This window comes from Streptococcus sp. NLN64 (assembly GCF_015831295.1).
In the GTDB taxonomy this organism is placed as follows: domain Bacteria; phylum Bacillota; class Bacilli; order Lactobacillales; family Streptococcaceae; genus Streptococcus.
The window spans coordinates 1-13,631 of record NZ_JADXDQ010000047.1; the positions used below are offsets into that span (position 1 = coordinate 1).

Below are 13,631 nucleotides of genomic sequence, written 5' to 3' on the forward strand. Positions count from 1 at the left end.
TGAGTTAGCAGGCGAAGCCTGCTTGGAGTTTTAGTTTACTTTTAGTACAAGGCAGCGAGTCGTAGACAGTACTGAAGTACGGCAAGACGAGCTAACACAGTAATAAAAGATAAACTAAAAGAGTATAATCCTCTTCGCCGAACCCTAAGTTCTGTCTTCATCGGATTGCCTTTTCAGATTTCGAACTGTTTCGAGTATCAAAAACCCCCGATTCATTCAAATTCGGGGGCTATTTTTATACGATTTTTTCAAAAAGAGCATAGTGTAGTGGCTCTAGGTTGCCCGTTTCAAGGCTAATTTGGTTGCTGACAACCAAATTCCACTCCTCTAGTTTTTCAAGAGGCATCGGTTCTTTCACCGTTAGATAAAGGCGGTAGTCTTTTTGACTTCCAAGGAAAGTCACTTCTAATCGTCCCGCACCTTCTTGGATTGGTCCAAAGACCAATCTTTCCTCTACTTCTTCATAAGTGGAAGGACTGAAATTGCTTTCGGTTTCTTTGAGTGCAATTAGAGTTTGGATGCGATCCAGGGCAGGACCGACATGGTCTAGGCGGCTCCAATCAATTTGATTGACTGCATCTGGGGCGTTGTAGGAATTCATGGCTCGTTCTTTATCATCTTGGGTTACCTGCCCGTCTGGCCCAGTAGCCCGAAGTTTGGTCCGACCAAATTCCTGACCGGCTTCCATGAAGGTCATACCAGGCATCAGGAGATTTAGAACGGTAGCTAACTCCTGGCGTCGCCACCGAATAGCCACATCTTCACCTGGATGAAGTTCCTGCAAAAGATCGTGAAGATTGTAGTTGTCATGAGCTTGTACATAATTTAAGACCTGAGAAGGAGTTAGATAGCTTCCCAAGTTGCGACTGGCCTTGAAGGCTTGAACAACTTGATGATCACTGCCTTGGCCACTCACAAATCCAGCTTTTAAATGGCCAAAAACTTCTGATCCCTTCAAAGCGTCGCGCTGATCATCATTAAAGAAACCGATTCTTGGCATCAAAAATGCATTGTCTTTCTTAGCTTTCTCTTCTGGTCTAAGGACAGTGCCCATATCCCAACCTTCACCATAGAGTAGAATGCGAGGGTCGATCTCGTCCATCGCTTGGCGAATCTGATTCATGGTTTCCACATCGTGAATTCCCATCAAATCAAAGCGGAAGCCGTCGACCTGATACTCCTCCACCCAATACCGTAACGAGTCTAACATATATTTTCGAAACATGGCGTGTTCGCTGGCAGTCTCACTACCGACACCCGTTCCATTTTCGAAAGATCCGTCAGGAGCCATTCGAAAATAATAGTCTGGCACCAGATCCTGGAAGGGACTATTATGAGTAGAGTAAACATGGTTATAAACCACATCCAAAATGACCCCAATGCCAGCATCATGATACGTTTTAATCATGGTTTTAAGATCCCGAATCACCTGAGCTGGGGAATGGGAATGATTGGACAGACTGGACTCTGGCACATTATAGTTCTGCGGATCATACCCCCAATTATAGAGCACTTGCCCATTTGAATCATACTGCTTAAAGCGATCTGCAATGGGCTGTAGTTGAACATAGTTTACACCCAACCTCTTAATATAATCAAGCCCAGTCGCCTGGCCAGACTCCGTCTGGGCTCCTGGATAGGCAGCCCCCAAGTAAGTGCCCCGTAAGCTGGCTGGCACACCTGATGTCGGTGACTTTGTTAAATCGCGCACGTGCATTTCATAGATGACCGCCTTGGTTGGCTGGTCGATCCGCCAAGTCGCTTCCCGTTGATCCCCTAAGATAAAATTAGGAATAGCTCGATCTTCCTCTGCTAGAAGGACTGAACGTAAACCGTCTTCTGTGGCAGCCTGGGCATAGGGATCCCTGGTCAACCGATCATCAAAGTCCTGGTAAACATGGTATTGATAGGCTAGGCCACGAATGTCTGTAGTCACACGCGCATACCAAACCCCAATATCATTTTTGGCGTGATCTGTAGAAGCTACACTCCCACGCTCCATAGGATAAATCTTCCAAACCGGTGCATCATTAGCAGCAGAGGTGTAAACCACTAGGTCAACCTGTTTAGCAGTCGGTGCCCAAACTTTAAAAAAGGAAGCTTCCGACTCATAACGAGACCCCAGCCAGCCCTGATAAGCCCAGTATTGATCAAAGCCCTGAGCATGATTAGCCATATCAAAGGCGTGGGGATTGCGGTAACGAAAACGCGGACTAGCCATAGCTGCTTGCTTGGAATAATAAAGGGTATCATCCCCCTCAATGACCCAAACCTCGGTACGAAGATTAACAGGTAAGAGTTGTACTTCAAAATCCCTGGACTGCCAGGACCAGTCTTGAGCCTTGATCAAAAACTTAGCATTGGATAAAGGGCCTTGACTATGGTATGTAAGTTCAGTCGTCATCCCAAAATAATCATAGGTCGTGAAGGAGACTTCCTTCCCCAAATCCCCATCCTTCCACTGCCACAAATTAGCGCCAGCATAGCGCCCCTCCTGGCTGTGGTAGTGAATCAAAACACGGTATTCTATCATTTTTATCCTCTATCGCCCGTTAATGCTTCATCAGAAATTTCATCAACATTGGCATAAAATTCTAAGTGGTTGGGAAGTACTTCCAAATGGACTGGAGTATCACCTCCATACTCTCCATCTAAGTTGAGCATGAACTGCTGATCCCCTTCAAGAACTTCCAACTTAATTTCTTTACTTTTTATATAGATCACATTGGGATCTGAAACATGCTGCCCACCATTGATCGCTTGGATTATGAGTGACATCATATCAAAAATCCGATCCGTTTTGACAACGATGACGGTAAAATTCCCATCATCCAACTTTGCGTCAGGAGCCAGCTTTTCAAAGCCGGCAATTGAATTGGTTAAGGCTACAAAAATCAAGGAAACCTTGCCTTCAAAAACACCTTGGTCATGTTCCAATCGTACCTTCCGAGACTTTGACCGCGGCAACATTTCCGCTCCCTTAGCGACATAGGCCAAATAGCCCAGCCGAGTCTTGATATTACTCGGAACACTATAGGTCAGCTCCGACAAGGTACCTGCAGCAGCAATATTGATAAAATGTTTATCGCCATAAGCTCGGCCAATATCCATTTCAACCAACTGCTTCTGTGCAATAACCTTGGCTGCTGCTACTGGATCCCCCATAGGAATTTTCAAGGCCCTGGCATAGTCATTGGTAGTCCCGACAGGAATAAAAGCCATTCGGGGTCGCTTAGCCAGATGGGCAATTCCATTTACAACCTCATTGATAGTCCCATCTCCCCCCGCAGCAATCACTAAATCAAAACCTGCACGCGCTGCTCTTTCAGCTTCCTTTTGAGCTGAAAATGGCAGGGGGGTGGTTTGGTAGGCGGAGGTTTCATACCCGATGTCTTCAAGGACATCCAGTACATCTGCAATATAGCGTTTCATGATTTCCTGCCCAGAGGTCGGATTGTAAATCAACCGAGCTCTTTGTCTTTCTTCTACCATTACAATTCCTCCAACCAGGCTTCATCCTGAACTGGAATTCCCAATTCCTGAGCCTTGGTTAACTTGCTTCCAGCATCCTCTCCAGCCACAACCAAACTGGTCTTCTTGGAGACAGACCCAGTTACCTTCGCCCCCAAAGACTCTAACTTAGCTTTAGCTTCTGCCCGTTTCATTCGACTGAGCTTTCCTGTTAAAACCACAGTTTGACCGGACAAAAGCCCATCCGTAACCGTTTTTTGTCCCAGGTAGTCCAGATTCATGCCCACATCCGCCAACTCATCGAGCAACTGCTGAGCCTCTGGATGCTCAAAATAGTGACCCAAGCTTTGCGCTACCGATGGGCCAATACCATCAATTTGCACCATTTCTTCTTCACTCGCTTGGCTTAATACCTTGAGATTTTCAAATTTTTCCAATAAAAGGCGACTAGCTTTAGCCCCAACAAATCGAATCCCCAGTCCAAAAAGTAGACGGTCAGCTGAATTCTGTTTCGATAAACTTAGGGCATCGAGTAATTTCTGGCTTGACTTTTCTTGGACCCCATCCAAGGTCAGAAGCATATCTAGGTCCAACCGATAAAGGTCAGATACGTGCTTAATGAATTTCGCCTCATAGAGCTTATCAATCATGGAGGGACCAAGCCCTTGGATATTCATGGCCGCACGGCTGGCAAAATGAACCAGGCGCTCACGGAACTGTGCCGGACACTGGGCGTTGACACAACGCAAAGCAACTTCATCCTTAAGCTGCTCCAATTCAGATCCACAGCTTGGACAGTGACTCGGAATCGCCAAAGGTTGGCTTCCTTCTGGACGGGCTGCTTGGACCACGTGAGATACTGCGGGTATGATGTCACCGGCCTTGTAGACGACCACGGTATCCCCTTCATGAATGTTTTTTTCCAGGATATAATCTCGATTATGAAGTGTTGCGCGGCTAACAGTTGTCCCAGCCAGCTGGACCGGACTAAGGTTGGCCGTAGGGGTTACCACACCCGTCCGACCCACTGTCCAGTCCACTGAAAGCAGACGGGCCTCCTTTTCTTCTGCAGGGAACTTATAGGCGATGGCCCACTTAGGATACTTGACAGTGAACCCTAGCTCTTCTTGCATGGACAAATCATCCACCTTAATGACCATTCCATCAATCTCATACGGTAATGATTCCCGCTTATCCTGGATTTCTTGGATAAACTCCCAGACTGCTTCAATACTTGTCAGGGTTCTACGAAGGGGGTTCACCTCAAAGCCCAAGGCTTCTAAATCCACCAAGACAGCTTCCTGAGTCCTAGCAGTCCAAGGACCAGCCACCTGATACAAAAAGGTAGCCAATTGACGTTTGGCAACGACTCCCGTATCCAATTGTCGCAACGTTCCAGCCGCGGCATTTCGTGGATTGGCGAAGCTGGAAGCCCCCTCTTGCTCCCGTTCCTCATTAAGGGCCTGGAAAGCTGCCTTGGGCATGTAACACTCACCACGTACTGTGATATCTACAGCTTCCTTCAAACGGAGCGGCAAATCCTGAACGCGGCGAAGATTTTCAGTAATATCCTCACCAACTTGACCATCCCCTCGAGTAGCTCCCGCGACCAAGATGCCATTCTCATAAGTCAGAGAAATAGAGAGGCCGTCAATCTTCATTTCACAAACATAGGCGGCTTTCGAAAACTCTTTACGGACCCGTTGATCAAATTCTACCAACTCTTCATAACTAAAGGCGTCCTGCAAACTAAAAAGCGGATAAGCATGCTGGTACTTATTAAATCCCTCTAAAACTTTCCCTCCTACACGATGGCTTGGACTATCTGCCAAAACCAAGTCCGGGTGCTGGGCCTCCAGTTCTTGTAACTCTCGATAAAGCCGGTCGTATTCGGAATCCGTTACCAGCGGTTGATCCTTTTCATAATAGGCCTGAGCATAGTGATTAAGCTCTTGGACCAATTCAGTCATTCTATCTTTCATAGTTCAATTTTATCACAAATCCTTGCCTTTTTTCGTGCAAAAAAGACTGACAACTATCCGTTTATCAGTCTTTTTATTCTTCAGTCCGTAAAGCTAAGCAAGCTAATCCAGTACCAGGTTTTTAAAGGAAAGCGCCGACCTACCAACTAGTGGATTAAAAAAAGGTCTGCAGACGTTTTTCCAAGTTTTGGAAAAGGACAGCTCCAAGCAAGAGTGAAACGAATTCTCCAACTGCAGTCGTAAACCAAGTCAAGAAAAGAGGTAAGCCTTGCAAAAGGTGTAATTCCAACGCAATTGTTATCATGGAAGTGGCAAAGAATAGGGCAAATGCAAAATAACCCCGATCAAAGAGGCCAAAAATTTTCCCCTTCCCAACCCAGGATCTAAATAAATAGACCCCTAATGAGACAAAGACCAAGGTCGAACCTCCACCAACGAAAACATCAATCATTCCAAAACTATAGAAATTGGCCAACATACACCCAACAGTCAAAGACAAAATATACTTGGGATGCAAAAAAGCAAAAAAATTCAGCATCTCTGATAAACGCAACTGGTAGGCCCCATAGCTCAACGCATTAAAGGGGGGCAAGACCGTTAAGAGAACATAGAGTGCTGCAACTAGGGACATCTGAGCCCAATCTCGGGTTGTCAAAGATTTCATAAAAACTCCTTTAGCGGCTCCACCGCTTATAATATGCTTGACGAAAGAAGGAAGCGTCAAGGGTTGTTCCACAACTCCCCAAGTATAGCACAATTTCTGTCTTTGTGGTAGACTAACATTTATGAAAGCATTACTAAAAAAATTTTTTAACAACGAAGTTTTGTCCTATCTCTTTTTTGGAGTTCTGGCGACAGTCGTCTACCTGATATTACGGACAAGTTTCTTTTATTTAACCCAAGCTGCGGTCTTGTCTACAGCGGTAGCCAATATTTTGACGATTCTCTTTGCTTTTATCACCAACGATCTCTTTGTTTTTCAGCAAGCCAAGGATGGTCGCTGGCAGCGCTTAGTCAAATTTTTCATGGCCCGCTTAGGCACCTTGATTTTGGACATTGCTTTGAGCTACTTCTTCGTGACCCTCTTTCCGGGGATTATTGGACAATTTGTGAACCAGGACCTCCAAGCTGTCAATGCCATTGTGGCGCTCTTCTCTCAGGTCTTCATTATTGTTCTCAATTACGTGCTAAGCAAACTATTTGTTTTTACCAACAAGAAAGGCTAGGATATTTCGTCCCAGCCTCTTTTTTTTATTTTAGATATGATTTACTCTCAAAATCGCCTTCCTGCACAAATTGATAGGAGGCGTTTAATACGGCGCCAATAATTAAAATCCGCCCTACTAAAACGAACCAAAAAATAACAGCGAAGAGGACAACAGAACCGACCAATCGATAATCTGTAAAGCGGCCCATGTACCGAATCAAATATTGGTTAATCAAGCCATTAAAGACGTAGAAAAAGCCAGTGACTAAAAGAATCCCCGGAAGGGTATAACGGATACGTGTAATCCGAACATTGGGCAAACTGAAATAGAGAAAGAAAAGCAATATTAGCAGAGGAACAAAGCTCCAGTTACTGAGGCCTCGAATGAGGTCCTCTAAGGGCAAATAATCTAAATTCAAGAAGCTCTTCAACATCTCCAACAGGTAACTGCTAAAGAGAGAAAGAAAGCTTAAGAAAAGGATTACTAATTGTAAGAGGACTCCCATGACTAAACTCAGTATCCGCGACACTAGATAACTGGTTCGCTTCTCCACCCCGTAAACCTTATTGAAACTTTGCTCGACCATCCACATAGCTGAAGACAGAGTCCAGAAAGCCGAGATCAGGGCTATACTCCAAAAACCAGTCGATGGTTTTGAGAGGACTCCCTCTACCACTTGGGCTAAAGAGGGATAGAGACTCTCTGGAACCCAGGCTTCAAGATAAGACAATATATCTCCACTATCAATCGGCAGGTAGGGTAAAAGGTTGGCCACTATCAGAAAAAATGGAATCAGGGAGAGCATCAAATAGTAGGCAATGGCGATAGCCATTACTTGACTCTCCGCCTGACCATAAAAGCGGATTCCCGCTTGCAACCATGGTCCTTGAAGTAAGCTCTTCCCCCAGTCTAGGAGTGCATGCAGTTGTTGTTTCATTTTTTTTACCTCTACCGATAGCGCCCCTAACTGATCAAGTCACAAACTTCCATCATCCTTTAATCTAGTCTAGCCATAATCGGTAATCTTAATAAGTTCCTTCTTCCCCTTGACTCGTCAAAATAACAGGCCCATCCTTGGTAATCACGAACTGGTGTTCATATTGGCAAGACCAGCTACCATCAAGGGTTTTGTGGGCCCAACCCGTTTTCATATCAGTATCGATTTCCCAAGTACCTTGGTTAATCATAGGCTCAATGGTTAGAACCATCCCCTCTTTGAGTCGGAGACCACGACCAGCTCGACCATAATGGGGCACGTTGGGCTCTTCGTGCATGGTTGGACCGACTCCATGCCCTACCAAATCTCGAACCACACCGTAACCTTTGCTCTCAGCGTATGCTTGAATCGCAGCTCCGATGTCACCTAAGCGATTGCCAACTTGAGCAGCCGCGATTCCACGGTACAAGCACTCCTTGGTGACGTCCATCAGCTCTTGAACTGCTGGTGTAACCTCCCCAACGGCATATGCCCAACAGGAATCTGCTACCCCTCCACGGAAATCTTCAGACAAACGACGCATTGTTGGTACATCATCAAAATCCAACTTGGAAACATCCAACTCAGCCTTATCGACTAAGCCAACGACCATATCCACCTTGATCAAGTCGCCATTCTTTAATGTTTGATGACGAGGGAAAGCATGGGCCACTTCATCGTTCAATGAACAACAAGTTGCATAAGGATAGTCCATTAAATGCCCCTCAACCCCAATTTGCAAAGGCAGCGCATTGTCTTCCTTGCAACGGCGACGGACATACTCCTCAATTTCCCACATATCAATTCCTGGCTTAATCATATCTCTCAAACCACGATGTACGCTCGCCAAGAACTCCCCACTCGCCTTCATTAACTCAATTTCTCGCTGTGATTTTAAGGTAATCATCTTCTCTCCTCATTGAACTGTAATTTCTATTGTAACTTGAGCAACTGCCTGCTCATTTTCCTTAAATAATAATTGTAAAACGCGACTAGACCGACTTTGGTGCAAGAGGCGGACCACCACAAGCAACTCCTCTTCCACTTCTATGGTCTGAAAAACATGGACCGAAGCTGAAGTCAGAAAGAATCCAGAGCCGGCTAGCGCCAATTCTTTCTTAGAGACCTGCAGGGCAACCTCAGTCAAGACTCCCGCAGCCAGACTCCCCTGCTCATCCAAAAGCGATGGGTCTACCCGCAAGCGGTAGTCCGAACCTAGCTTCTCCAGGTGCGGGCGAACCTGCTCGGAAAATGTAGCCTTTAACTGGGTCCCTTCCTGTGACAAAAGGGCAATTACATCCTCTCGGGTCAGAACTCCTAAAAGTTGATTTTCGTCATCTACAACCGGCAAAAGCTCTGCTCCCTGGTCCATCATCTTCCGTTGGGCCACGGCCAAACTCGTATAGGCTGTCACCGGTAAAAGGCTATTCGTCAACACCGATTCCAAAACCACACTACCAGCCTGACCACCTATATCCTGCAGCCTGACCACACCAAGGTATTGTCCAGTCCCGTTGACGATAGGAAAGGACGAAAAATGCTTCTTCTGAACCATGGCCAAGAAATCTCTGACTAAATCCTGATCGGTCAATACTCCATAAATATCACTCGACCGGTAACCATCCGCGACGGTCATAATGTGGGCCTTGACTTGCCGCTGGGAAACCGCTTGGGAAATCTGACTAGCCACCTGATAGGTATCTTCCCCACTTGATAGAATGGGAATGGATAGGGAATTCGCCAAGGCAAGAATCTCTTCAGTCACAGGAAACCCTCCGGTTACTAAAACCGCACAATCATGGTGCAAGGCCAAACGCTGAACTGAGGTCCGATCCCCGACGATTACTAAGCCGCCATCCTTCAAATGTGTGACCACATTCTCCCTGGACATGGCTCCAATACTAAAGGCTGAGAATTCCTTCTGTAAACCTGCCTCTCCTGCTAAAACTCTTGCTTGGGTGACCTCCACAATTTCCGCATAGGTTAGGGGTGTCTGGCTTTCCTCTCGTGGTGCCACTCTGACAGTCCCACTTCGAGGCCGTGTTTCTACCCAGCCCCGTGCCTGGGCCTCCTTGATAGCCCTGTAGGCGGTTCCCTCACTAATTCCAAGGAAATTTGCCACACTACGAACACTGACCTTGCGGCCAACCGCCATAGATTCTAAATAATCTAAGACTTCCTGATGCTTACTCATAGCGTCCTCGCTTTCGTCGGAATTCTAAGTAGTCCCGCATTTTCCGACTATAGCGATCACTACCTTTGAATTGGCGTAAAAGTTCAAAGCCGGCTTTCTGGGCCACCCGCTGGCTGGCCGTATTTTCCAAGTGTACCTGAAGACTCAGGGATTCCAAGCCACCTGATTCCAGCAAGATCTGACAAAGGTGACTTAAAGCTTCCGCCATCAGGCTCTGACCCCAATACTTTTTATGTAAAAAATAGCCAACTTCTGCCTGCCTTAGCGATTCTTGGATTTTTTCCAAACGAATAACCCCTATTAGCCGATGCTCATGAGGATCCTCCAAAACCCAAGTCCCAAGTGGATGTTTAAGAAAAGCATGGGTCCATAAATGGAGACTCTCTTCCCTACTTGCCTGAGCTGGAAAAATGTAGGTTACATTTTGTGGATCGCTAGCCAACTCATGAAAAGCGGACAAGTCCGTTATGAGAGGGGGGCGCAAAAACAGGCGGGGCGTCTCTTCAAAAGAGTGTTGGGCTAAATGAGTCCAAATAGTCACATTGGCGCCTCCTTGGTCCAAAAGAAAAGAGCTAGGACATGCGCCCTGCCCTCATCACATTCATTGGTTACACCTGTAACGATGGAAGTTCAGGCCTATTGGTCTCTTACTTAGGATTTATTCTTCCACTAATTCGATAGAAGCACCTAAGTTCCGCAATTTTTCAATAATGTTCGAATAGCCACGTAAGATAAATTCGACATTGGTAATTTCAGTCTGCCCTTGAGCCATCAAACCAGCTATCACAAGCGCGGCACCTGCACGTAAATCCGTAGCTTTTACCGGAGCGCCATGCAATTGATTGGGACCTTCGTAACTAATCTGATTCCCAACAGTTGTAATCGTCGCTCCCATTCGGGCCAATTCTGGCACATGGTTGACCCGCTTTTCATAGATGGTATCCATGATTAAACCACGGCCCTCAGCTTTCAACAGCAAAGGAGTGATGGGTTGTTGCAAGTCCGTCGCAAAACCAGGATAAGGGGCTGTTTTAATATGAATCGCTTTGAGGCTGTCTTGTTTCTCGACGAAGACACTATCTTCAGAAATAGTCATACGAACCCCCATTTCTTCCAACTTGGCAATAAAACCTTCCAAATGCTCATAGAGAACATTGGTAATTTTTACCCCTTCCCCAACGGCAGCTGCCATGGCGATATAGCTCCCCGCTTCAATCCGATCTGGAATCACCTGGTGACGAGTGCCATGGAGGCGTTCCACTCCTTCAATGGTGATGACATCTGTCCCTGCCCCCCGAACATGGGCTCCCATATTGTTGAGAAGGGTCGCCACATCGATAATCTCAGGCTCACGCGCCGCATTTTCAATAACGGTCTTCCCATTTGCTTTGACAGCTGCTAGCATCGTATTAATAGTAGCCCCCACCGAGACCGTATCCATGTAAATCGTAGCTCCATGAATTCCCTGACCATCCGTTGTCAAATGCATGGAGTTTCCTTCATAAGTCATCCGGGCCCCCATGGCTTCAAATGCCTTCAGATGGAGATCAATAGGCCGAGGACCAAGGTCACAGCCTCCAGGCAAACCGACAGTCGCCTCTCCGAAGCGACCTAACAAAGAACCATAAAAATAGTAGGACGCCCGAAGCGAATTGATTTTTCCATAAGGCATGGGCATGGATTGCACACCAGAAGGATCTATCTCCAAGGTATCTCCTTCACGTTTGACCTTAGCCCCCATCACTTCCATAATATCAATCAAACTCGCGACGTCAGAAATATCTGGCACGCCGTCTAAAGTCACCACATCATCCGACAAAATAATTGCTGGAATCAAGGCCACCACACTATTTTTGGCACCTGAAACAGCCACCTCTCCCTTAAGAGGTCGCCCGCCATTAATCACAATTTTTTTCATGTTTTAGACTCTTTCTTGAAACTACTAAAAAAACCAGACGGTTTGGCTTGATTATACCACATTTCCACCTAGCTTGCTAGGCTTGGAAATCGACCTCCGTTTTCAACTCAAGAAAAAACTACTGGCAACGATTAAACCAGTAGTTTCTTTTTGTTAATTGAAAAAACCTTGAAGGGCTTGGACCTTATCCAGACGTTCCCATGGTAAATCGAGATCTTCTCTTCCCATGTGACCATAAGCGGCTGTTTGCTTATAAATTGGTTTCTTCAAATCCAACATCTTGATAATTCCTGCTGGACGCAAGTCAAAGTGTGCTCGAACTGCTGCTTCAAGAGCAGCCTCGTCTTTTTTGCCCGTTCCAAAAGTGTCAATTCGAATAGACACTGGCTGGGCTACCCCGATGGCATAGGCCAATTGCACTTCAGCTTTATCCGCCAATCCAGCGGCTACAATGTTTTTGGCAATGTAGCGAGCAGCATAGGAGGCAGAACGGTCCACCTTGGTTGCATCTTTACCAGAGAAAGCTCCTCCACCATGACGAGCTGCCCCTCCATAGGTATCGACAATAATTTTGCGTCCGGTCAAACCGGAATCCCCTTGTGGGCCTCCGATCACGAAACGTCCGGTTGGATTGATGAAGTAACGGGTCTCCTCATCCAAGAGTTCCGCTGGAATCACCGGAGCAATGACTTCCTCCTTGACCATCTGAGCCAAATCTTCATAAGCAACTTCTGGATCATGCTGAGTTGAAATCACGACAGAGTCCACTCGAACCGGTTTTCCAGCCTTATCGTATTCTACTGTTACCTGACTTTTAGCATCGGGTCTCAGATAAGAAACTTGACCAGACTTCCGTAAATCGGCCAAACGCTTCACTAACTTATGGGAAAGTGAAATAGCCAATGGCATTAACTCTGGTGTCTCATTCACCGCAAAACCAAACATCAGTCCTTGGTCCCCAGCACCGATCTGATCCAAGGGATCCTGTCCTTGCCCTTGACGAGTCTCTAAGGAAGCGTCAACACCTTGGGCAATATCAGGTGATTGCTCTACCAAGGATGGGTGAACCCCCACCGTTTCAGCAGAAAAACCATATTCCGTATTGGTATACCCAATTTCAGCAATGGTATCCCGAACTATCCGGTTAATATCCACATAGGCCTTGGTCGAAATTTCGCCAAAGACATGGACAGAACCAGTGTAGACCGCTGTTTCCGCTGCTACATGGGCATCCGGATCCTGTTCAAGAATCGCGTCCAGAATGGCATCAGAGATTTGATCGGCAATCTTATCCGGATGGCCCTCTGATACAGATTCTGAAGTAAACAATTTACGTTCAGACATATAATGTCCCCCTTTTAATTAAAATTCGTTAAAAAGTTACAAAGAACTAGTCAAAGACTACCTTTTCGGGACTATTTAACTTTTCCAGTCTACCATATGATAGCCAGAAAGTAAAAAATTTGGCGGCTATGTATGTGTCAAGTTATTCTCGGAAATTTGAAAAATCAGTCTCAAATCTAGGACGTGCGTGAATCTCAGTTTGCAAAATTGCAAAAACACATAAATATCAATGTCATTCAAATAGAATGATTCAGTAAGTCAATCTCCACCTTATCGTTCTTAGTGTTTCTAATATGCAGGTCTTCATATTAGGTAGTGCGGACGTGAGCAGCCTCCTACGGAGTCTCATCACTAGATTTCGAGCCAAGGTCTCGAAATCTCCGTCATTTAGCAGTTGTTTCTCAACTGCTAATGATTCCACTACGGTATGAAGACCTGCTTCTTTATTCCTTCCGAACGATCTAAAATAAACTCGATAAGCGTCCCATAGCTGAACTCTTGGGACCATACACTGGTATGGTTGCCTGTGGAATAGTGT

General features: G+C 46.0%; 11 protein-coding genes and 1 riboswitch. Of the genes, 1 reads left to right on the plus strand and 10 read right to left on the minus strand.

Translation table 11 applies throughout. The annotated features are described in order from the left end of the window. Nucleotides 1-235: 235 nt before the first annotated feature. The 4 genes from pulA to I2503_RS07200 form a co-directional block, all read right to left on the minus strand. Complete coding sequence (gene pulA, locus I2503_RS07185) at nucleotides 236-2,533, minus strand: type I pullulanase (RefSeq protein ID WP_196967506.1); 2,298 nt, start codon at nucleotides 2,531-2,533, stop codon at nucleotides 236-238. Between the two features lie 2 nt (nucleotides 2,534-2,535). After that, nucleotides 2,536-3,492 (minus strand): diacylglycerol kinase family lipid kinase, encoded by a 957-nt coding sequence (locus I2503_RS07190; protein ID WP_196092026.1) that lies wholly within the window; start codon nucleotides 3,490-3,492, stop codon nucleotides 2,536-2,538. Continuing rightward, nucleotides 3,492-5,453, minus strand: coding sequence for an NAD-dependent DNA ligase LigA (gene ligA / locus I2503_RS07195; protein ID WP_196967507.1), 1,962 nt, complete (start codon nucleotides 5,451-5,453; stop codon nucleotides 3,492-3,494). Before ligA ends, I2503_RS07190 begins: the two co-directional genes overlap by 1 nt. Before the next feature lie 154 nt (nucleotides 5,454-5,607). Continuing rightward, entirely contained in the window at nucleotides 5,608-6,117 is a 510-nt protein-coding gene (locus I2503_RS07200; RefSeq protein WP_196967508.1) for a QueT transporter family protein, read from the minus strand. Further along, nucleotides 6,115-6,209, minus strand: a riboswitch (PreQ1 riboswitch). (Overlaps the previous gene by 3 nt.) Before the next feature lie 29 nt (nucleotides 6,210-6,238). Here I2503_RS07200 and I2503_RS07205 point away from each other — a divergent pair. After that, a complete protein-coding gene (locus I2503_RS07205; RefSeq protein ID WP_196967509.1) occupies nucleotides 6,239-6,679 on the plus strand; it encodes a GtrA family protein in 441 nt (146 codons plus the stop codon). A gap of 25 nt (nucleotides 6,680-6,704) precedes the next feature. Here I2503_RS07205 and I2503_RS07210 read toward each other — a convergent pair whose 3' ends face one another. From I2503_RS07210 to metK, 6 genes are all read right to left on the minus strand, one after another. After that, a complete protein-coding gene (locus tag I2503_RS07210) occupies nucleotides 6,705-7,598 on the minus strand; it encodes a YihY/virulence factor BrkB family protein (protein ID WP_196967510.1) in 894 nt (297 codons plus the stop codon). A gap of 88 nt (nucleotides 7,599-7,686) precedes the next feature. Continuing rightward, nucleotides 7,687-8,544: a methionyl aminopeptidase gene (locus I2503_RS07215; protein ID WP_196967511.1), complete on the minus strand. Its 858-nt coding sequence runs from the start codon at nucleotides 8,542-8,544 to the stop codon at nucleotides 7,687-7,689. A gap of 9 nt (nucleotides 8,545-8,553) precedes the next feature. Beyond that, the gene (locus I2503_RS07220) at nucleotides 8,554-9,831 is read right to left on the minus strand and encodes a DRTGG domain-containing protein (protein ID WP_196967512.1); all 1,278 of its coding nucleotides are present in this window, start codon (nucleotides 9,829-9,831) and stop codon (nucleotides 8,554-8,556) included. Then, nucleotides 9,824-10,372: a GNAT family N-acetyltransferase gene (locus I2503_RS07225; RefSeq protein ID WP_196967513.1), complete on the minus strand. Its 549-nt coding sequence runs from the start codon at nucleotides 10,370-10,372 to the stop codon at nucleotides 9,824-9,826. The genes I2503_RS07220 and I2503_RS07225 overlap by 8 nt, the downstream gene beginning before the upstream one ends. 117 nt (nucleotides 10,373-10,489) lie before the next feature. Further along, nucleotides 10,490-11,749 carry a UDP-N-acetylglucosamine 1-carboxyvinyltransferase gene (locus I2503_RS07230; RefSeq protein ID WP_196967514.1) on the minus strand — a complete coding sequence of 420 codons (1,260 nt, stop codon included), beginning with the start codon at nucleotides 11,747-11,749 and terminating at the stop codon, nucleotides 10,490-10,492. Nucleotides 11,750-11,902: 153 nt separating this feature from the next. Then, nucleotides 11,903-13,093 carry a methionine adenosyltransferase gene (gene metK, locus I2503_RS07235; RefSeq protein WP_196967515.1) on the minus strand — a complete coding sequence of 397 codons (1,191 nt, stop codon included), beginning with the start codon at nucleotides 13,091-13,093 and terminating at the stop codon, nucleotides 11,903-11,905. Nucleotides 13,094-13,631: the final 538 nt, after the last annotated feature.

Excerpts from the sequence above, each read along its gene's own strand:
- pulA (WP_196967506.1), bottom strand. The coding sequence starts at position 2,533 with ATGATAGAATACCGTGTTTTGATTCACTACCACAGCCAGGAGGGGCGC.
- I2503_RS07190 (WP_196092026.1), bottom strand. The coding sequence starts at position 3,492 with ATGGTAGAAGAAAGACAAAGAGCTCGGTTGATTTACAATCCGACCTCT.
- ligA (WP_196967507.1), bottom strand. The coding sequence starts at position 5,453 with ATGAAAGATAGAATGACTGAATTGGTCCAAGAGCTTAATCACTATGCT.
- I2503_RS07200 (WP_196967508.1), bottom strand. The coding sequence starts at position 6,117 with ATGAAATCTTTGACAACCCGAGATTGGGCTCAGATGTCCCTAGTTGCA.
- I2503_RS07205 (WP_196967509.1), top strand. The coding sequence starts at position 6,239 with ATGAAAGCATTACTAAAAAAATTTTTTAACAACGAAGTTTTGTCCTAT.
- I2503_RS07210 (WP_196967510.1), bottom strand. The coding sequence starts at position 7,598 with ATGAAACAACAACTGCATGCACTCCTAGACTGGGGGAAGAGCTTACTT.
- I2503_RS07215 (WP_196967511.1), bottom strand. The coding sequence starts at position 8,544 with ATGATTACCTTAAAATCACAGCGAGAAATTGAGTTAATGAAGGCGAGT.
- I2503_RS07220 (WP_196967512.1), bottom strand. The coding sequence starts at position 9,831 with ATGAGTAAGCATCAGGAAGTCTTAGATTATTTAGAATCTATGGCGGTT.
- I2503_RS07230 (WP_196967514.1), bottom strand. The coding sequence starts at position 11,749 with ATGAAAAAAATTGTGATTAATGGCGGGCGACCTCTTAAGGGAGAGGTG.
- metK (WP_196967515.1), bottom strand. The coding sequence starts at position 13,093 with ATGTCTGAACGTAAATTGTTTACTTCAGAATCTGTATCAGAGGGCCAT.